Below are 21185 nucleotides of genomic sequence, written 5' to 3'. Positions count from 1 at the left end.
CTCGAATGTCACGCTTACTCCCTGAGAATACTTTGTTAAGATTGAAAAGGTAGGCGTTTGATGGCTAACCTTTTATGAAAATTTTCATTAAATTAGGCCGGCATATCATTTTTTTAACCCAAAAATTCATTTATGAAAAAATTATTACAATTAAGCACTTTGGTTTTTTTGTGCTGCTTCACTTTGGTGCAAGCTCAAAAGAAACGCTCCAATACATCAAGCTCCAATTCCGATGAAATCTCATTGGAAGGACTACAATTGCGCAATGTAGGTCCGGCATTCCTTTCGGGAAGAATTGCAGATATTGCCGTTCACCCGGATGATCAAAATGTATGGTACGTAGCCGTTGGCTCCGGAGGCGTATGGAAAACAGAAAATTCCGGTACCACATGGACCCCCATCTTTGACAAGGAAGTTTCTTATTCTACAGGCTGTATAACCATAGACCCAAACAACCCCTCTACCATTTGGGTAGGTACAGGAGAAAATGTAGGTGGCCGCCATGTAGGCTATGGAGATGGTATTTATAAAAGTAAAGATGGAGGGCACAGTTGGGAAAATATGGGCTTAAAAGCGTCCCAGCATATATCAGAGATCATTGTACATCCTTCCAATCCAGATATTGTATGGGTTGCTGCGCAAGGACCTCTTTGGAACAAGGGAGGGGAGCGTGGTCTTTATAAAACTATGGATGGCGGAAAAACCTGGAAAAATGTACTCAGCGGAAATGAGTGGACAGGGGTAACGGATATCCTTTTGGACCCAAGAAATCCTGACCGCATCTATGCGGCTACCTGGCAACGACATAGAACGGTAGCGGCCTATATGGGAGGTGGACCAGATTCTGGAATTCACAAATCTGAAGATGGTGGCGAGACTTGGGAGAAATTGAACAGCGGCCTTCCCAAATCCAACATGGGAAAAATAGGAATTGCCATTTCCCCACAACAACCCGATATTTTATATGCAGCCATAGAATTGGATCGTACCAAAGGCGCCGTTTACAAATCAGAGGACCGTGGTGCATCTTGGAAAAAAATGTCGAACACCGTTTCTGGTGGTACCGGCCCACACTACTATCAGGAATTATATGCGAGTCCACACGAATTTGACCGTTTATATTTGATGAATGTCCGCATCCTGACCTCGGGCGATGGTGGCAAGACCTTTGTGCAATTGGAGGAAGAGGACAAACATTCGGACAACCACTCCATCGCCTTTAGGGCCGATGATCCCAATTATTTACTGGTAGGTACCGATGCCGGCATCTATGAGAGTTTCGACAATGCCAAAACATGGCGCTATATCAAAAATCTGCCCTTGACCCAGTTTTATAAGGTTGCCGTAAATGACCAAAAGCCGTTCTACCATATATTTGGTGGTACTCAGGATAATGGTTCTGCTGGGGGACCTTCTAGAACCGATGAGGAAGAGGGCATCCATAATGGGCATTGGTACAAGACCTTGGGAGCAGATGGTCACCAATCGGCCACCGATCCGGAATACAACAATATCATTTATGCAGAGACCCAACAGGGAGGCTTGCACAGAGTAGATCTGAACACTGGGGAACAAGTATTTATACAACCACAAGCTAGAGCAGGCGAAGGGTTTGAAAGATTCAACTGGGACGCCCCAATCTTGGTAAGTCCACACAAGGCCTCCAGATTATATTTCGCCTCACACCGCGTATGGAAGTCGGAGAATAGAGGAGACAGTTGGACCCCAATCTCTGGTGATCTTACCAGGAACGAGGAACGTATTACGCTTCCCATCATGGGCAAACAACAAAGCTGGGACAACCCATGGGACGTTGGCGCCATGTCCAACTACAACACCATAACATCCTTGGCAGAATCCCCTATTAAAGAGGGGTTGATCTATGCCGGAACAGACGATGGATTTATCCAGATGAGTTCCGACGGTGGAGGGAACTGGAACCGCATTGCAGTGACCAATCTCGGTATTCCTTCGCGCTCTTTCGTCAACGATATCAAAGCAGACCTTTTTGATGAAAATACAGTTTACGTTGCTTTGGACAATCATAAAGAGGGAGATTTTTCATCTTACTTGTTCAAAAGCACCAATCAGGGTGCAAGCTGGCAATCCATTACCGGAAACATCCCAGAAAATACCTTGATTTGGCGGGTGGTTCAGGACCATGTAAACATGAATTTATTGTTTGCCGCTACAGAAAAAGGGATCTATACCTCCATGGATGCTGGCAAAAACTGGCAAAAATTACCAGGTTCACCAACCATACCCTTTAGGGACGTAACCATCCAAAGAACCCATAACGATTTGGTTGGAGCATCCTTTGGTAGAGGATTCTATGTCCTGGACGACTATAGCGCCCTTAGGGAAATTTCAATTGAAAATATCAAGAACGAGGGGACCTTGTTTTCCACACGTGATGCTCTCTGGTATGTTCCTAAAAGCACCATAGGAAACACTGGCGCAGATTTTTACTTTGCCAAAAACCCTGATTTTGGTGCTGTTTTTACCTATCACTTGGCAAATGAATTCTCAGATCTGGAAAAAGCGCGTAAAGATTCAGAAAAGGAATTGGAGAAAAAGAATCTGAACATCCCTTTCTCGGGTTGGGACAACTTGGAAAAGGAGCGCAGACAGGATGATGCGAAAATCTGGATCACTATTAAAGATCAGGAAGGAAATGTGATACGCAATGTTGAAGGAACCACTAAAAAAGGAATCAATAGAGTTGCTTGGGATTTAAGATATCCCAGCGCAAGACCTATCAGACCTGGTCAGACCGAAGATAGGGGTGGAAGATGGAATATTGGTCCATTGGCCATGCCTGGAGCTTATACCGCAACACTTTTCAAAGAAGTAGATGGGGTTGCTACCCTTTTGGACGGACCACAGAATTTTAAAGTGGTTCCCCTAAGGGAAGGAACTCTAAAAGGTATCTCCTATGAGGATTACCGATCCTATAACGATAAGTACAATGAAGTGCAAACCAAAAGTGTCATGATCTCTGATATGCTGAACCAAAGTATGGATAAGGTAAAGGCCATGGAATTGGCGTTGACCAAGGCACAGGCAGCTCCAGGAGCATTGACCAAAAAATTATACGATGTGAAGCAACAACTCTATGGATTTGAAGAAAAACTGGAGGGAAACAAATCCAAAGATGAAATAGGGGAAAGAAACCCACCAAGTATCAATACATTTTTGGGCACGGCAAGAAGGGGAATGTCCACTACCTATGGCCCAACACCGATGCACCAGGATAATTTGGAGACCGCAGCAAAAATGGCATCTCAATTGATGGAAGAAATTAAACCTATGGCCAATGGCACTATTCCACAGTTGGAAAAAGAACTTAGAAACCTTGGGGCCCCTTACATTTTAGGACAGGGGATAGATTAAATCGAATACTACAATTTTATATAAGGGAGCCACATTTAATTGTGGCTCCTTTTTTATGCCCCATGATCCGTTTGACCACTCCCCTTCTTCAAAGTTGGGATATAAAAAATAGCTTCCAAATAACAGTGAATACCCATTCTGCTAGCATCAAAATGTGGCATTGGAAGATTATTGGGATCTACCCATAACCATTCCACGCATTTATCGGGCTCCATTAAACGAAGGATCCCAGAATATGATGTGGCCACCAAAATTACGGAGATATAGTGCACCCCCTCCAGTGAAAAGGTTTCCAAATTATTGGTAACTGCAATTACTTGGGGATTATCTATAGAAAGATCGGTTTCTTCCTTCACTTCACGTATGGCCGCTGACTCAAAAGACTCCCCCAGCTCCAAGTGACCTCCCGGAATGGAATAATAGGGCGCATGTCCACCTCTGCGCTTACCAACAAGCACCCGGCCACTTTCATTAACGACGATAACCCCTACTCCTACTTTCGGTTCTTGCTTTTGATCTAACCAAATCATAGAATTAAGTTACAAATAATAACAGACATCAATAATAAAGCCGTCTAAAAAACAAGAGCAACTCGGCACTATCTGGTAAAAATGAGGGCCCCGTATCCCGGAATGTCAATTTTTCCAGTAAATGCCTTTTGGTCGGTTCCTTCGTCTATAACCTTGGGATCGGCAACTTCCATTTCTGAGAAAGCAATGTCGTATTCCTTCGCAACGCTGTTGATACGCAGTTTCCAATTGGTTCCTTCGTCCAAGCCTATACCATAATCCCCTCGATCCTGATTACTGAAATTTAAGACGATAAGTACCGGGTTTTCACTACCACCTCCTCTTATATAGGCCAATATTTTGGTCTCTGGATTAAAATGCACAATATCTATATCCTGGGTCCGTAGACCTGTGGCCCCACCCCATTCTCCGGTACGGAACTTGATGAGGTCTCCCACCATTTTGCTTATACCACGGTGCTTTTTCTGTTTTCTCCAATCCAGCTCCTCTGTGTCCTGAAAATACTCGTCCTCTATGAATTCCTGTCCCTGAAATAGCATGGGAATCCCCGGGGCTGTAAGGGTCAGTACAATACCCAAGATCGCACGTTTTTTCGCAAATTCACTTTCCGCATTACCTGGTTGAACCTCTTCGGGAATCCTTGCCTTTCCGTTGGCAATCTCGTCATGCGATTCCGTATAGACTACCCGTTTAAAGGCATCCATACTATAACGGTATTGCAGGGCGTCAACAATTTTTTGGAGGTCCCTGGTATCGTCATGGGTATCTATAAGCACCTCACGCACTGGGTGCACGAAGTGCATATCCCATTGTGCTCCATAGCCGATACCTCCATTTTCAATTGGGTCCGTTACAAATTCATGACCCTTAAGATCTTCTGCAATAGTGATGACCTTTGGATATTTTTGTTGAAGTTCAGCATTGATCTCGCGCATCATCTGATTACCTTCTTCTATGGCCTTATCCTCTCCAAGTCCGCCACCTTCAAATCTGATATAGGAAGTGGCATCGAGCCTCAAACCATCACAATGGTATTTCTCAATCCACATCAGGGCATTATCGCGCAGATATTGTCGTACTTCCTGCCTTCCATAGTCGGGCCGGGTATCTCCCCATGGTGTGGCACTACGATGGTCATTATAAAAATAGATACCACCCTTGTCGTTCTCGCTCCAACCATCAAACTGCCAAAGATCCACGTCCGAAGGTCCAAAATGATTGTACACTACATCCATGATAATTCCTATTCCCAATTTGTGTGCCTCCTTTACAAGTTCTGCAAGACCTTCTGGTCCCCCGTAGTCCTGTTCAATCGCAAACGGGTGTGCGGGATTATATCCCCATGAAATAGCCCCTGCAAATTCGGCTACTGGTAGTAGTTCGATGCAATTGATACCAAGTTCTTTGAGATATGGAAGTTTGTTTACAACATCGCCAAAAGTCCCTACCTTATGCGGATTGCTCCTATTAAAAGTTCCCACATGCAGCTCATAGATCACGAGCTCGTTGTAAGGGGGAAGTTCAAAATGATCCCCATCCCAATTGAAATCCAAATTTCGTACGACAGAGTTGCCGTTGCTATTGGTGACCTCATATGCGTACGGATCATTGCGCTCCAGAACCATGTCGCCATTATGTATAAGGAACTTATATTCATCCCGATTGTTTGCCTTATCCGTGGTTGCCGCCCAGTACCCATTCTCTTCCCGCTCCATTTCGAGGTCTTGCCTTTCCCAATCATTAAAGTCACCAATAACGAACACCTTATCGGCATTCGGAGCCCATACCCTGAAGGTCGTTAATCCGTCTTTCAGGATTGCACCCATTCCCAAGGATTTTTTGATTGTCATCTCCATAATACATTGATATTGTAATTGTTGAACAAAATAATTAGCGGATTGAAATAGGATATAAATCTATGCTAATCCTGAAATCGACGATAGAATTTACCACTTATTAATGCTCCTAAAAGGATTAAAAATGACCCTAAAGAGAAGGGGACAAAAACGTATGGATTATTGCCATAATTTTAATCTATCAGACAAAATAGATAGTTATGCGATTACGATCTAGTGAGCCGTTTTGGTTGGAAAAGAATGGGATATTGAACTCTTATCCTTCTTTGCGCGAAGATGTGGAAACAGAAATTCTAATTATAGGTGGAGGAATTACTGGTAGCCTTATCGCACACCAATGCATGGAAGATGGCTATAAGACAGTTTTAATTGACAAACGCGAAATCGCCCATGGCAGTACTTCGGCCACTACCTCCATGCTTCAGTATGAAATTGACGTGCCCTTGTTTGAGTTGATGAAAAAGATTGGTGCGGAAGGGGCAGTAGCAAATTATCGAGCGTGCTCGGAATCCATAGATACCCTAGGGAAGGTATCCAAACAGGTAAAATCTGGGTGCGGTTATGCAAAAAAGGATTCCCTATATTTTGCGGCCTATAAAAAAGATGTTGCCGACCTAAAAAAAGAATTTGACACAAGGAAGGAAAATGGGTTTCCCGTAACTTGGCTCGAAGCAAAGCAAATAGAGAAGCAATATGGACTTAAAAATACCCATGGTGGTATACTCTCCGCTCAAGGTGGCAGTATTGATGCCTTTCGTTTGGCCCACGATATTCTAGCCTATAATCATAAAAAAGGGCTATTGATATTCGACAAGACCAATATAGAAAACGTGCAATACAGGAAAAGTGGGATTACGGTCAAAGTTGAAAACGGACATACCGTCCGCACCAAAAAACTAATCTATTGCAACGGTTTTGAAAGCACGGAAATCATCAAGGAAAAGTTTGTTAAACTCCTTTCAACTTTTGCCATGGTGGGGGAGCGTTTGGAGGACGACCAGTCGAAATTAGAGTCCACCCTATTCTGGAACACTGCCGACCCATACATCTACATGCGTACTACCGATGACAATCGCTTATTGATTGGAGGGGAAGACGAGGACTATATAGATCCAGAAAAAAGAAATGCCAATGTTGGGAAAAAGGCCGACAAACTGGAAAAATACCTCAAGAAGGTCCTACCGGATTATGATTTCGTAAACGACTTCGCTTGGGCGGGTACTTTTGGGGAAACCAAGGACGGTTTGCCGTATATTGGCAAACACAACGATTTTGATAGCACGTATTTCGTATTGGGGTTTGGAGGTAATGGTATTACTTTTTCCGTAATCGGAATGGATATCATTTCGTCAATGTTGAAAGGTAATGCTCATCCTTTGGCCGAATATTATCGGTTTGGAAGATGATATCAATAAGCTTTTGCTACCCTTAAGGTCTAAAAAAATATTTGGGACAGGTACCAACAAAAAAGAGCCGCACTTGCGTGCAGCTCTGTATTTTGCTCCCCCTCTTGGGCTCGAACCAAGGACCCTCTGATTAACAGTCAGATGCTCTAACCAACTGAGCTAAGGAGGAGTTTCACACCTAAACTATTGCTTAGGCGGGTGCAAATATATATGTTTTTTCAAATGTACCAAACAAATAAATAGGGTTTTTTTTATTTAAAAAGCCATTTGTAGATATCATTGCCATTTGCGAACAATAATAACCCTATCAATAGGAAGAATCCGACCATTTGGGCGTACTCCAAAAACTTATCGCTAGGCTTTCTTCCAGATACCATTTCATACAGCAGAAACATTACGTGACCGCCGTCCAATGCCGGGATGGGCAAGATGTTCATAAAGGCTAGAATGATGGATATAAGAGCGGTTGTCCCCCAAAAGATCTCCCAGTTCCAAGTATCAGGGAACATGCTACCGATGGCCGCAAAACCACCCACGCCTTTATACGCCCCAGTTTCTGGATTGAATATTTTTTTCAATTGCTTTACATAACTGGACAAGGTGGTCACACCTTTGTCAATTCCCGCAGGGATTGCTTCCAAAAAGGAATATTTCTGGGTCTCGATCTTAAAAACTCCCATATCAGCATATTCCTGAAAAGTCAATGCGCCCACGGCAACTCCCAGCTTCCCCTCTTGAGACACCTTTACATTGACTGTTTTAAGAGAACCATCTTTGGTTTTAACTTTAAGGTCAATATTCTGACCTGCATATTTTTTCAACAAAGGTTCAGCCTGGTCAAAATAAGCAATCTCATCATTGCCTATAGCGACGACCTGATCTCTTTCTTCTAGATCAACACCCTTATTGGGGGAATCCTTTGAAACCTCCTTTATAATAAATGGTTGTCGGATACTGATAAATCTAGCCTTATCCTCATCTTCAATCAAGGTTGCGATAAAGTCAACCGGGATCGCTTGTTCAAAGACTTGTCCGTCCCTTTCAATGGTAATACTATTGCCATTTACAATTTCGATGAAAAGTTCATCAAAATTCTCAACTTTTTCTCCGTCTACCGCTAGAATTTTATCTCCCGTCTGCACCCCTAATTCGTCACCTATTGCCTTTTCGGTTACGAGAATACCTCCTTTTAAAGAATCCATAGGTATATACTGATCTCCGTAAGAATAAGCCATACCTATATATATGATTACTGCCAATACAAAATTTACGGTGACCCCACCAAGCATAATGATCAATCGCTGCCATGCCGGCTTACTTCTAAACTCCCAAGGTTTGGGTTCTTCTTTCATGGCCTCCGTATCCATGCTCTCGTCTATCATTCCGGCAATCTTCACATAACCGCCCAAGGGCAACCATCCAATACCATAAACTGTTTCCCCAATCTTCTTTTTGAAAAGGGAAAACTTGATATCAAAAAAGAGATAGAACTTCTCTACCCTGGTCTTAAATAGTTTTGCAGGAATAAAATGCCCCATTTCATGAAGGACAATCAACAAGGAAAGACTTAAAAAAAACTGTATGGTTTGTACCAATATTGGACTCATCTATTTCTATCTAAAATTAAAACGCCCAAAAATACACTTTTAGGGGGTCTTAAAAAAGAAACAATTTTCACCATTATTTAATTTAAGAAAGATTTAGGAGGAAAGCACAAGGATATCCTTGAATGATTTTTATAACTGCCGTACCTTTGAGGAAAAATCATGCGTTCCTTTTTCGCTAAATACAAGCTTTTTTTTATGGTGATGACGGTACTTTCCGCCATCATCGTGTATTTGTTCTACAATGCGCTCCAACCACAGGAAAACCTGCCCATTTATCAACCTTCCATGGTCAATTTTGAGCTGGTGGACAGCACCCTACAGCATGTAAAAAAATACCACACCATTGCCGATTTCTCCTTGACCAACCAAAATGGGGAAACCATTTCACAAGAGAATTATAGGAATAAGATATATATCGCCGATTTTTTCTTTACTACCTGCCCTTCCATCTGCCCCATCATGACCAAAAATATGGCTGAAATTCAGGAAAAGATCATTGATGATCCCGATGTACTTTTGCTTTCCCATTCGGTTACCCCTATTATAGATTCCGTGCCCCAACTCAAAAAATACGCCTTGGAAAAGGGGGTAAAGGACAATAAATGGAATTTGGTGACCGGCGATAAAAAGGAAATTTATGAGCTAGCAAGAAAATCCTATCTGGCTGTTAAAACAGATGGCGATGGCGGTCCGTACGACATGATCCACACCGAAAATTTTATCCTTGTGGATAAGGAACGTAGAATAAGAGGTTTTTACGATGGCACCAAACAGGAGGACATTGAGAAACTTATGGCCGATTTAAAAATCCTAAAAGCATCATACCAGCCCTAACTGCTACCATATTTAATATTTATTTAGACCTTAATTTGATAATTTTCCCTTATTTTTGACCTTTAATTAAAATCAATCTAAATAAAAATTGATTACCACCGTAGCACATCTTAAGCGAGGACAAAAAGGAATCATCAAGGAATTCGCGGATGACATCCTACCCATAAAACTATTGGAACTTGGCTGCTTGCCAGGAAATGAAGTAGAAATGGTACAAGTGGCCCCCCTTAATGATCCAATCTACATCAATGTAAACGGCTCCCATATTGCCATTAGAAGGGAAGTAGCCCTTCAAATTGAATTGGAAATCATTGTTGATAATGCAGTTTTATGAGCAAAAGCATCAATGTAGCCCTTATAGGCAATCCCAACACCGGTAAGACTTCGGTTTTTAACCAACTTACTGGACTTAAGCAAAAAGTAGGTAATTACCCAGGTATTACAGTTGAAAAAAAAGAGGGCATCTGCAAACTCCCTAGAGGGGTCAAGGCCCATATTCTGGACTTACCGGGAACATACAGCCTTAACACCACTTCTTTGGACGAAAGTGTGGTCGTAGAGCTTTTACTGAATAAAAACGACAAGGATTTTCCGGATGTGGCCGTAGTGATCACCGATGTGGAAAACCTGAAGCGAAACCTGTTATTGTTTACCCAGATAAAGGATTTAAGAATTCCTTCCATTTTGGTGATCAATATGGCGGACCGGATGTCCCGCAAAGGAATCTCCCTGGACATTCCTTTGTTGGAAGAGCAACTGAATACCAAAATAGCTCTGGTCAGCACAAGACAGGGAACCGGGGTAGAACGCATTAAAGAACTTATTGCCGATTATAAGAATTTGTCCACCACCCCCAATGTGGATACCAAGATCATAGCGCCGGAGTATTTTGAGCGTCTCAAAGAGACTTTCCCCAAGGAGGATCTCTATAAACTGTGGTTGGTCATCACCCAGGATGTCAACTTTACCCCTATTGAAAAAATACTGACCCAAAGCACTACTTCCTTTGCCACAAAATCCAAATCTGAATTAAAAAGGCTGCAGCAAAAGGAAACGATTTTGCGCTATCAGTTTATCAATGGCGTTTTAAAACAAGCTTATAAGGTAGACCTAAATGCCGCTAAAGGATTCAGGGCAACATTGGACAAAATCCTCACTCACAAAGTTTATGGGTATCTCATTTTCTTTTTGATCCTATTGACTATTTTCCAGGCTATTTATGATTGGAGCAGTTACCCCATGGATTTCATTGACGAACTCTTTGTTTCTGGGAGTGAATGGGTAAAGGATACCCTGCCCCCTGGTGAGTTCACCAACCTGATTGCAGAGGGTATCCTTACTGGTATTGGAGGTATCGTCATATTTATTCCCCAAATTGCCTTTTTGTTCCTATTTATCTCCCTGTTGGAAGAAACGGGATACATGAGCAGAGTGGTCTTTTTAATGGACCGATTGATGAGACCATTTGGTCTGAGCGGAAAGAGTATTGTTCCCCTCATATCAGGCACTGCCTGTGCCATTCCGGCTGTCATGGCCACTAGGACCATAGAAAACTGGAAGGAGAGGCTGATCACCATCTTGGTAACACCTTTTACAACTTGTTCGGCCAGGCTTCCTGTTTATTTGATCATCATTGCCTTGGTTATTCCGGAAGGCCGGTTTTTGGGGCTCAGTTACCAGGCCCTGACCTTAATGTTGCTGTACCTCATAGGCTTCGGGGCCGCGATTCTTTCCGCCATGGTGCTCAATAAGATCCTAAAGATCAAATCGAAATCCTTTTTTGTGGTTGAAATGCCCAATTACAAACTACCCTTGATAAAAAACGTGGCCTATACCGTTTTGGAAAAAACAAAGAGCTTCGTCTTTGGGGCGGGAAAAATTATTTTGGCGATCTCCATCATTCTATGGTTTCTGGGTTCCAATGGTATTTCCAACGAATTCGAAAATGCAGATGAAATCGTTAAAGAGCGTATAGCCAACGAAGGGTATTCTAGCTATAACGAAGCCAATATCGAGAACAAAATAGCCGCCTATAAATCAGAATTACAAGAGCATATTGATGACAATAACCTCGTAATTTCTCCCAGTGCACTACAAGACTCCATAGCACAAAAAATGTCCCTTTTGAGGGCGAGGGCCGAAAACCAAGAGATAGCGAGCTATAAATTGGAGAATTCCTATATGGGATACATGGGGAAGGCCATAGAGCCTATCGTAAAGCCACTTGGCTATGATTGGAAAATAGGGATTGCCGTTTTGACCTCCTTCGCCGCAAGGGAAGTTTTCGTGGGCACTTTAGCCACGATTTACAGTGTTGGAAGTGATGAGGAGGAGACCATTAAAAATAGAATGGCTGCCGAGGTAAATCCTTATTCCAAAGAACCATTGTTCAATATGGCATCCGGTATTTCGTTGTTGTTATTTTATGCTTTTGCCATGCAATGTATGAGCACCCTGGCCGTAGTAAAAAGGGAGACCAATACGTGGAAGTGGCCAGCCGCACAGCTTGTATTTATGAGCATTTTTGCGTATATTGTAGCATTGATCGCCTATCAAATCCTAAAGTAAAATGGAACTGTTTCAAAACATATTGGTCTACATCACATTGGTCTTGGCCATAGGCTATATCGTTAAAAAATTCTTTTTGCCCAGTACGGTTTTCGCATCCAAAAAAAGAAGGGCGAAATCCTGCGGTGATGGCAATTGTGGATGCCACTAAGGGATTCCCTTCAAGTCTTATTTATCTCCTCCAATTTGGGTCTTATTTAGGCCTTGGAACAATCTTTTCGGTTAAAACACTAAAATAGGTCTTAACAAAATGTCAAATGCCTAGGTTAAATTTCATTCATTGTATTGATTTGTAGAAACTCCTTAGAAATCACGCCATGGCCATAAAAAAGCATCTAATACCCATTATCTTAATAATCTATAGCTTCCTCCCATTAAGGGCACAGGTCATTTCCGGCACCTTACTGGATTTCTCCACTCAAAAGCCTATTCCGTATGCAACCATCCATTTGGAAAATAACAAAGGAGTTATCTCCAATGAGGAAGGACAATTTAACCTATTTCTTGATCGCAATAACAAAAGCACAGATTCGCTTTTCATATCCTGTATGGGCTATGAAACCCTAGGCAATACCATTGGCCAATTTAAAGACACCCTGGTATATCTAAATCCGAAACCTATAGCATTAAACTCCGTGATTGTTTCCAATAAACAATACAGCGCCGATGATATTATAGCATTGGTCAAGACCAACATGGACAAGAATTATAACCGTGAGCTTACCAAAAAAAGGTTGTTCTTCAGGGAATATTACTACCAGCATCTTTACAGATCGAAATATTCCGATTTAAAATCGACCATCAAGGCATTCAATAAGTCCTTTCTGGACAGCGTTATACAAACCGTACCCAAAGTGGATGCCCGATATATGGAAGTGCTCTGTGATCTCTATGGTAATTTTGAAAAGGAAAATCAGAAAATAGATCTTATCAAAGCGTCCGAGCTTTACGACAAAAACAGTGCATTGGACCTAGAGGCCCTGGAAGAAAAGTTCAATACGATTATAAAGAAGAATGTAAAGAGCGATTCTTATTTTAAAATAAAATCGGGTTTATTTGGAACAAAGATGGATGCCGATGAACTATTTGAATCCGAAGTGGATTCCAATGACGTTGCGGCTCTAAACAAACATTTGGAACAAGAAAAAAAGAAAACCGAAGAGCGAAAAACAAATTTCGCCAAATACAGAAAAAGCACCATTTCCAACCTTATGGAACAAATCTTCTTTATGGAAGATTCCAATCTCAACTTTATTTGGAAGCCCCGCAGATATCACTTTATATTAAACGGATTTACCTATTTGGGAAGCGATCCGGTTTATGTAATAGGTTTTGAACCAAAAGGCTCTGAAGAGTATCGTGGATCCCTATACATCAATGCTGATGATTATGCCATTACCAGGATCGATTACGAAAATGTCAAACCCGTTCGCAATTTTAAATTGCTTGGAGTTTCCTTGAACCAATACGGCTCCAAGGGGAAAATGATATTTTACAAAGGACCGGAAAATAAGTATAACCTGAGGTACCTGGAAAAAGAAAATGGTAGTACCGCAGGTATAAAAAGACCATTAAAAATTATTGAAAAAAATAAACATGTCAAGGGAAGGAGAAAGCAGAACGAGCTTTCTTTGGATATGGATTTGGGCATTTCCAGTACCAATAAATTTGAAATTGTTGTTTTCGACACCCAGTATTCTTCCGTATCACAATTTGAAGCCTTCACTGAAAACAATACCACCTTGCCCACGTATATGCCCAAATACGATCCAGAATTCTGGAAAGGTTACGCGATCATAGAACCCAATAAGGCAATCAAGGAGTTTACCTCCAAAGAAGAGGTTACGGATAAAGATTAGATCACCTCTGCTATAAAGGAATACAACAATAGACCCCAACCAACAACTAAGAACAAGCCCCCTATGGGCGTGATTGGCCCCAGAATTTTTAATTTCTTTCCTTTCGAATCGCTCAAGCACAAGCCGTATATACTAAAGGAGAACAAAAAAGTCCCAATGATAAAACAATAGGCAATATTGGTTTCCAAGGTAGTATTAAACCCAAAGTTAAAACCAATGACCAACAATACGATAGCGTGGTACATTTGATACTTCACCCCGGTTTCAAAACTACTGAGCTGCGCTTCAGAAAATGACTTTTTGAGCGCATGGGCTCCAAAAGCCCCAAATATAACCGCCAACATTCCATATAAAGCGCCAATAACCTGTACCAGTAATATCATAGTATTTTTTTCCAAATATAGGAATTCCACAAGGTTTAATACGCTGTCCACACGCTTGAAATAGGTCAATAAAACGGTCACACGATTGGTGGTGATATTTTTGCCTAATCAAAGCTTAATTGAGTTCCAATCGGATTTGGGCATCCCCTTGGAGGTTAAAAGCACAATCTTCAAAACTCGGGGGTCCAAACGTTTTCATTTTGGCATTGGAAAAGCCAATAGCCTCCTTGGGTATCCCCAACCAATTCGTGTCCAACTTGTCATTCCCATTCTTGTCATGGAAAACCGCCAAGGCATAGGTGCCGTTGGGGAGGTTGGTAATAACAAGATTAGTTTTCTTTTTCTTGGCTGCAGTACTATCACTCCTGTAAACTGACTCGAATTTTAAGAACCCGGAGGATTTATTGTAAACAGCCACACTGATCTGCCCTTCGGAGGAGGCAACTCCATCTACCTCAACAGAAAGCTTATTTTGGGAAAAACCGATCAAAGGGAAAATAAATAATAGCAGTACGTATCTCACAGTGTCAAATCTATTAAAAATTGCCGCAAATTAAACGCTATTTATCAAGGGAAATTATTCTTGTTCAAGTTTTATTTTTCCATGTAAGAACTGAAACATCTGCTGGGTCTTGGTACTATCGGTCAGATTGAGGAACAACTTCAAGGAGTCTTGGTAAACGACCCTTATTTTTGGCTGTGATAGTCTGTCCACATAAACCAATACTTCCGTTTGATGGATACTGTCCTTAAAGATTCCCTTTTCGCGCTCCATGGCAGAGAAGCCATTGATGCGTTCCATTTTGGGAATCTTCTCCACCATGACCACACTATCAATTTCGGAGTAGGGCAATTCCTTGTAATAGATACCTGATAAAATTTCGATGGTATCCATTTCGGTCCGGATCCAGTTTTTATAATGGGCGGTAAAAACCAACAACACCACAAATATGGTGACTACGATCAACATATTCAACATCCAAGGCCTTTTACTGTTGTTTCGTCCCATTATTCAAGTTCTTTAATTTTGTATTGAACGTACCAGACCAAGGTATGTGCAATTTTGGTTGTCAAGCTACTGGGGCTGTTCGCAATGCAATGAACAGCTCTTGGAATCTTAACCAAAACAGCCTCCATTCTCGGCAATGTCTTCTGTATCGTCATAGATATTTTAGAGTGAATAAACTTAAGCAATCCTACAGATTATTACAAGACCTGTAACGCGACCTATCCTCTAAACAGAAAGAACCTATCCTTCATATCTTCAATGGCCGCACTTTTGTTGGTGATAATGTAATTAATGGCCTCGGCCGTGAACATCTTTCCCTTTTCCGTTAAGGAGATAATCTGATCTTCAATAACGATCATATTGTTCTTCACGGCCAGGTCCAAGACTGATTTTGCCGTAACCTCATGCCAATTGATATGCTCATTAAGGTGTTTGATATGTCGCTCTGCAATATCCTCATGATTCTGCAAATGCAGTAAAAAGGTGAGTAGATGAACCTCTATCTGTTGACGTTTTTGACGATATAGCACAGATATCAGTCCGGTGTTGGGAGCAAATAGGTAGACCAAGAAAAACAATACCCCTAATATGGTGGTGATGGAACCAGCGATGGAAGCGTCTAGCCAATGTGCCACCCAATAGCCCAAAATAGCGGCTATTACTCCAAAAAGTACGGAAAGCCACAACATTCTCTTTAAATCCTTGGTCAATAAATAGGCCATTGCTGCAGGAGCTATCATCAAAGCTACCACTAGGATGGCCCCTACGGCATCAAAAGCCCCAACGGTCGTCACCGATGCTACCGTCATTAATCCATAATGCATCACTACCGGAGAAAAGCCCAGGGTAGCTGCCAACTGTGTATCAAAGGTGCTCAATTTAAGTTCCTTGAAAAATGCAATCAATAACACCAAAGTGATCAACAATATTGTTCCTATGACATAGAGTGATTTGGGACCCATATCGGTTCCGTTGATCAATAATCGATCAAAAGGTGCAAACGCCAATTCTCCCAAGAGAACAGCATCGATGTCCAAATGCACGTCCCCAGCGTTTTTGGCAATAAGAATAACCCCAATGCTGAACAGTGCTGGAAAAACAAGGCCAATGGCCGTATCCTCCTTTACCAATCCGGTTTTTTGGATATACTCTACCAAAACCACGGTAAGTATACCACTGAAGGCGGCCAATAAAATGAGCCAGGGAGAGTTTAAGTCTTCGGTCAAAAAAAATCCGACCACAATGCCTGGAAGAATGGAATGGCTAATGGCATCGCTGATCATTGCCATCTTGCGGAGCACCAAAAAGGTCCCCGGAATGGCACAGGCAATGGCCACAATACATGCAATCAACTGTATTTCCAATTGTGCGCTAGTCATACAAATTTTCTTGTTGGTTATACAAATTGATGGCCTTTTCAAAACCTTTGGTGGTCAAAGACCACGTTGACCCTTGGATGGTTATGTATTCTCTATCTGCCAATTTGTTGAGTGAACTTTTGGTATACCCCTGAAAATTGTTCAGGATCTTTACCTCGTGGGGATGCGAAACGTCCTCGTGGTTTTTGGCAATGTCGTACATAAATGCCAGGGTTTTGTGAAGTTGCAGATCGTTCCTGTTGTTCCAATACCTGATTTCCTTGAACAATAGCCCACGTCCTGGCGAAAAAATAAAAGAGATCACCACAAAGGCAGCAGCTATCAATACAATGACAGGTCCTGTAGACAGGTTATTGGAACTTGCACTGACCGCAGTTCCCAAGATTCCAGAAAAGGCCCCGAACAGCGCGGCCAAAAATACCATGACCCCCAATTTATTGGTCCATTGACGGGCAGCGGCAGCCGGTGCCAATAACATGGCACTCATGAGGACTACACCCACTGTTTGGAGTCCTATCACAATGGCAAGCACTATGAGTGAGGTAATGATCGTGTCCAAAAACCGGGTATTGAACCCAAGGGATTTTGTATAATCGGCATCAAAATGAAGTAGTTTGAACTCTTTCCAAAAAATAATGAGGACAATAAGGCTTATGGCCATGACAACGGACATCAACAAAACATCGCTTTCCACCAAGGTAGCTGCCTGTCCAAAAAGATATTTATCCAACCCCGCCTGTTGGGCATTGGGCATTTTTTGGACAAAGGTGAGCAGGAGCATTCCAAAACCAAAAAACAGGGACAGTATCAGACCCAAGGCGGTATCTGATTTTAAATGCGTCTTTTTTACAATTCCCCTGATCCAAAAAGTTCCTATCAAACCACTGATCAAGGCTCCGATTAAGAGGGTATTGCTGTTTTTAGCACCTGTGATCAGAAAGGCAATAACAATTCCGGGAAGTGATGCATGAGAAATGGCATCTCCCAATAAGCTCTGTTTCCTCAACACGGCAAAACTTCCGAGTATACCACAGACCAAGCCCAAAACGGCCGTTCCCAGCGTAATGGTACGCAAGGTGTAATCGCTGATTACCAGTGAAAAGTACTCTTGAATGGACATCTAGATAATATATAATTAGTTTAAAACACTGACCTTGTAATTGATGCCATATGTTTTTGTAAGGTTATCGTCATTAAAAATTTCCTTTACGGAACCCGTGGCAATTTTTTTGACATTCAAAAAGGTGACCCAATCAAAATATTCCGGAACCGTCTGTAGATCGTGGTGTACGACCACCACCGTCTTACCTGATTTTCTCAATTCTTTAAGGATATTGACAATGGCGCGTTCCGTAGTGGCATCGACCCCTTGGAAAGGCTCGTCCATCAGATAGATACTGGCATTCTGTACCAAGGCCCTAGCAAGAAAGATGCGTTGTTGTTGGCCACCGCTCAACTGGCTTATCTGTCTATTTTTAAACTCCAACATGCCCACCTTTTCCAAAGCTTCCAGTGCTTCCTTTTTCTGTTTTTGTCCCGGTCTTTTTATCCATCCCAGGCTACCATAAGTTCCCATTAGGACGACGTCCAGGGCCGTGGTTGGAAAGTCCCAGTCCACACTGCCCTTTTGTGGCACATACGCCACTAATTGATATTGTTTTTTATAGGGCTCTCCAAAAACCGAGACGGACCCTGCGATGGGCTTGATTATTCCTAAGATGGCCTTGATCAAGGTAGACTTCCCGGCGCCATTGGGTCCTACAATGGCCATCAGCACCCCTTCGGGAATGGCTAGATCAATATCCCACAGTACCGGTTTATAATTATAGGCCACGGTAAGGTCATCTATTTGTATGGCAATTTTGTTGTTCGTCTCCATGGTTTTGAATTAAACCCTATTTAAGGGCATTTACTATGGTATTAACATTGTATTGGAACATACCAATATACGTACCCTCCACAGTGCCTTTGTTTCCAAGTGCATCGGAATATAAACTCCCCCCTATGGCCACATCATGACCTTTGGATTTTACAGACGATTGCAAAGCTTCAATGGTTCTTCTGGGCACCGATGACTCTACAAAAATGGCTTTAATCTTCTTCTCGATAATAAAATTGGACAACTCCTGTACATCCTGGACCCCCGCTTCCGTTGCGGTAGAGATCCCCTGTAACCCGACCACCTCAAATCCATAGGCATTACCAAAATAATTGAAAGCATCATGGGCAGTAACGAGGATCCTCTTTTCGGGTGGCAATGTTTCTATAATATACCTTATTTCAGTTTCCAATGCGTCCAATTTCTCTATATAGGCCGTACTGTTCTTATCAAAAAGATCAGCATTGTCAGGATCCTGTTCCTTTAATTTTTCCGCTGTATAAAGCGTTATCTTTTTCCAAAAACCAATATTGAACCATATATGTGGATCGTAGTTGGATGCGAAATATTCTGACCCCAAAAGCTCACTTTCATCAATGGCATCTGCAACAGCTGCTGTCTTTTTGCCCTGACTTTCCATTTTTTCAAATATTTCCACCAATTTGCCCTCTAAGTGGAGGCCTCCATAGATTACAAGATCGGCATTAAATAATTTGCTGACATCACCCTCACTTGCTTTGTACAAATGCGGATCTACCCCACTTCCCATCAACCCTTGGACTTCCACGGCATCTCCCCCGATATTCTGCACCAAATCGGTGATCATGGTTGTGGTGGTTACAATTTTCAGCTTCCCAGAGTTGGCCTTATCGGCCTTGTCCTTACAACCAACTACGGCCAATATGGCCGCAATTATAATATACTTTTTCATACTTCTTATTTTAATTGGGCACCCTAAAACTGACACCCGCACTTAACAAAATATCCTGATCATCTGTAATTCCCTTCCCTACGGTAGCATCTAGCTGTATGTTGGACTGCAATAAGTACGTTATTCCCGTATCAAAGAAATGATTGGCCGTACTGTTTTCGGGTAAATCACCGTACAGTTCCACATAAAATCCAAACTTGTCAGTAATTCTATGGCCTAAGGCAATTGTATAGATGTAGGCCAGTTCAGGAGAATCATCACCCCATTTTGCCCCCACATTGTACGATAAATTTGATTTTTCGGATAGGGTATGTGAAAATGCAAATCTGAAATCTGCCCCGGTGGTCTGTGGCCTAAAATCTTTGCTGGCACTAAAAGGCAAAAACAAATGTCCTATCAGCCCAATTTCTGGCGCCCCATTCTTCTCCTGTGCAATACCAATTTTTACGCCCAATAAAAGGGGGGAAAATCCATTGAGATCAGTATCAAATCCCAGGCCTCCCATATTTAATTTTTGCGACTCAAGATTCCAGCCCAGCCGTAGTTCCATATTGTCCAAAAGACCATATCGCATTAAGGTGGTATTGTAAACGGTCCTTTCAAATTTGGTATTGTTCTGATCCAAGGATTCATAATACCCTCCGGTTTCCACCTGCAGATAACCTTTGGGAACCAGAGTGGGGGATTCCGTGGCATCTGGCCTATCTGTGACAATGGTACCTGGTCCTGTATTGTCCTGCTGGGCTTGCACCTTATAGAAAGAACCCATCAAGATCATAAAAACTAAAGAAATTCCAAAGTTCTGATTTCTTCTCATTATGAAATTTTAATATAAAGGTTGGATGCTATTTGATTTGAAATATGCTCTCTTCGATTCCCAATTTTGATGTAAAACGAACTATCAAATTCCTCTTTTTCCAAAATGGTAATTTCATCACCAAGGGCAATTTTATTTTTATCCAAGAACTTTAAAAAGGCAGTTGAGGAATCTTTGACTCCTACACAGATACCTTTTGACTCCACGGGCAATTCACTCAACAGTTTGCGGTCCCCATGCTTAAAAGCACCATTTTTGTCAGGAATGGGATCACCGTGCGGATCAAATTTTGGATAGTTCAACAGTGCATCCAATTTGTCTATTAGCTTATCACTTTTAATATGCTCCAGCTGCTCGGCAACCTCATGGACCTCATCCCAAGAAAAGTCCAGTTTATCAACCAAGAAAACCTCCCAAAGACGATGTTTTCTGATAATGCCCAAGGCGGTTTTGGTACCCAATTCCGTCAATGAAACACCTTGGTACCGTTTATAGTTGACCAAGTCCTTCTCGGAAAGTTTTTTGACCATATCGGTAACCGAAGAAGGCTTGGTTTCCATCAATTCCGCAATGGCATTGGTAGCAACGGCCTCAGTTCCTTTATTGCCCAAATGAAATATGGTCTTTATATAGTTCTCTTCAGAACGCGTCATATCCTTATACAAGTTTATACAAAAATACATTTTTACATTTTAAAATTAATTTTTAGACGAACCTAAATTTAATTGACGTGA

At 41.9% G+C, this 21185-nt stretch carries 19 protein-coding genes and 1 tRNA gene; 7 read left to right on the top strand and 13 right to left on the bottom strand.

The features are described from left to right. Positions 1-132: 132 nt before the first annotated feature. The gene (locus WAA86_RS02950) at positions 133-3393 is read left to right on the top strand and encodes a VPS10 domain-containing protein (RefSeq protein ID WP_337299475.1); all 3261 of its coding nucleotides are present in this window, start codon (positions 133-135) and stop codon (positions 3391-3393) included. 53 nt (positions 3394-3446) lie between these two features. Here the strand turns inward: WAA86_RS02950 and WAA86_RS02945 are convergent, their stop codons facing one another. Both WAA86_RS02945 and WAA86_RS02940 read right to left on the bottom strand, forming a co-directional pair. After that, a complete protein-coding gene (locus tag WAA86_RS02945) occupies positions 3447-3923 on the bottom strand; it encodes a nucleotide triphosphate diphosphatase NUDT15 (RefSeq protein ID WP_337299474.1) in 477 nt (158 codons plus the stop codon). A gap of 68 nt (positions 3924-3991) precedes the next feature. After that, on the bottom strand, positions 3992-5779 hold the full coding sequence (locus WAA86_RS02940; protein WP_337299473.1) for an alpha-amylase family glycosyl hydrolase: 1788 nt from the start codon (positions 5777-5779) through the stop codon (positions 3992-3994). Between the two features lie 200 nt (positions 5780-5979). On the opposite strand from WAA86_RS02940, the gene WAA86_RS02935 reads away from it, so the two are divergent. Beyond that, positions 5980-7185: an NAD(P)/FAD-dependent oxidoreductase gene (locus WAA86_RS02935; RefSeq protein ID WP_337299472.1), complete on the top strand. Its 1206-nt coding sequence runs from the start codon at positions 5980-5982 to the stop codon at positions 7183-7185. Between the two features lie 95 nt (positions 7186-7280). Here the strand turns inward: WAA86_RS02935 and WAA86_RS02930 are convergent. Together WAA86_RS02930 and rseP are read right to left on the bottom strand one after the other, a co-directional pair. Continuing rightward, positions 7281-7354, bottom strand: a tRNA-Asn gene (locus WAA86_RS02930). 82 nt (positions 7355-7436) lie between these two features. Continuing rightward, complete coding sequence (gene rseP / locus WAA86_RS02925) at positions 7437-8792, bottom strand: RIP metalloprotease RseP (RefSeq protein WP_337299471.1); 1356 nt, start codon at positions 8790-8792, stop codon at positions 7437-7439. A 159-nt stretch (positions 8793-8951) separates the two neighbouring features. Here rseP and WAA86_RS02920 point away from each other — a divergent pair, with 159 nt between their 5' ends. The 5 genes from WAA86_RS02920 to WAA86_RS02900 all read left to right on the top strand — a co-directional run bounded on the left by WAA86_RS02920 (position 8952) and on the right by WAA86_RS02900 (position 14053). Next, entirely contained in the window at positions 8952-9626 is a 675-nt protein-coding gene (locus WAA86_RS02920; RefSeq protein WP_337299470.1) for an SCO family protein, read from the top strand. An 88-nt stretch (positions 9627-9714) separates the two neighbouring features. Then, positions 9715-9960, top strand: a complete 246-nt coding sequence (locus tag WAA86_RS02915; RefSeq protein WP_062056535.1) for a FeoA family protein — start codon at positions 9715-9717, stop codon at positions 9958-9960. Continuing rightward, on the top strand, positions 9957-12194 hold the full coding sequence (gene feoB, locus WAA86_RS02910; RefSeq protein ID WP_337299469.1) for a ferrous iron transport protein B: 2238 nt from the start codon (positions 9957-9959) through the stop codon (positions 12192-12194). Before WAA86_RS02915 ends, feoB begins: the two co-directional genes overlap by 4 nt. Position 12195: 1 nt before the next feature. Next, complete coding sequence (locus WAA86_RS02905; RefSeq protein ID WP_337299468.1) at positions 12196-12345, top strand: hypothetical protein; 150 nt, start codon at positions 12196-12198, stop codon at positions 12343-12345. 166 nt (positions 12346-12511) lie between these two features. Further along, the gene (locus tag WAA86_RS02900; RefSeq protein ID WP_337299467.1) at positions 12512-14053 is read left to right on the top strand and encodes a carboxypeptidase-like regulatory domain-containing protein; all 1542 of its coding nucleotides are present in this window, start codon (positions 12512-12514) and stop codon (positions 14051-14053) included. Here WAA86_RS02900 and WAA86_RS02895 read toward each other — a convergent pair. From WAA86_RS02895 to WAA86_RS02855, 9 genes are all read right to left on the bottom strand, one after another. Then, positions 14050-14436: a DUF423 domain-containing protein gene (locus WAA86_RS02895; RefSeq protein ID WP_337299493.1), complete on the bottom strand. Its 387-nt coding sequence runs from the start codon at positions 14434-14436 to the stop codon at positions 14050-14052. The two genes, WAA86_RS02900 and WAA86_RS02895, sit on opposite strands and share 4 nt — an antisense overlap. Positions 14437-14551: 115 nt before the next feature. Next, positions 14552-14959, bottom strand: coding sequence for a DUF2141 domain-containing protein (locus WAA86_RS02890; RefSeq protein ID WP_337299466.1), 408 nt, complete (start codon positions 14957-14959; stop codon positions 14552-14554). Between the two features lie 54 nt (positions 14960-15013). Continuing rightward, a complete protein-coding gene (locus WAA86_RS02885; protein ID WP_337299465.1) occupies positions 15014-15445 on the bottom strand; it encodes a hypothetical protein in 432 nt (143 codons plus the stop codon). 218 nt (positions 15446-15663) lie between these two features. Next, entirely contained in the window at positions 15664-16824 is a 1161-nt protein-coding gene (locus WAA86_RS02880) for a metal ABC transporter permease (protein ID WP_337299464.1), read from the bottom strand. Beyond that, entirely contained in the window at positions 16817-17944 is a 1128-nt protein-coding gene (locus tag WAA86_RS02875) for a metal ABC transporter permease (protein ID WP_337299463.1), read from the bottom strand. The genes WAA86_RS02880 and WAA86_RS02875 overlap by 8 nt, the downstream gene beginning before the upstream one ends. 15 nt (positions 17945-17959) lie before the next feature. Then, on the bottom strand, positions 17960-18703 hold the full coding sequence (locus tag WAA86_RS02870) for a metal ABC transporter ATP-binding protein (RefSeq protein WP_337299462.1): 744 nt from the start codon (positions 18701-18703) through the stop codon (positions 17960-17962). A gap of 16 nt (positions 18704-18719) precedes the next feature. Further along, positions 18720-19634, bottom strand: coding sequence for a metal ABC transporter solute-binding protein, Zn/Mn family (locus WAA86_RS02865; protein WP_337299461.1), 915 nt, complete (start codon positions 19632-19634; stop codon positions 18720-18722). A 10-nt stretch (positions 19635-19644) separates the two neighbouring features. Beyond that, positions 19645-20451 carry a transporter gene (locus tag WAA86_RS02860; protein WP_337299460.1) on the bottom strand — a complete coding sequence of 269 codons (807 nt, stop codon included), beginning with the start codon at positions 20449-20451 and terminating at the stop codon, positions 19645-19647. Continuing rightward, positions 20451-21104 carry a metal-dependent transcriptional regulator gene (locus tag WAA86_RS02855; protein WP_337299459.1) on the bottom strand — a complete coding sequence of 218 codons (654 nt, stop codon included), beginning with the start codon at positions 21102-21104 and terminating at the stop codon, positions 20451-20453. Before WAA86_RS02855 ends, WAA86_RS02860 begins: the two co-directional genes overlap by 1 nt. Positions 21105-21185 lie beyond the last annotated feature (81 nt).

The sequence above is a fragment of the Sediminicola sp. 1XM1-17 genome (genome assembly GCF_037203765.1).
Taxonomy (GTDB): Bacteria; Bacteroidota; Bacteroidia; order Flavobacteriales; family Flavobacteriaceae; genus Sediminicola.
The sequence above is the reverse complement of the archived record's forward strand: the minus strand, read 5'-3'. Positions and strand labels throughout refer to the sequence as shown.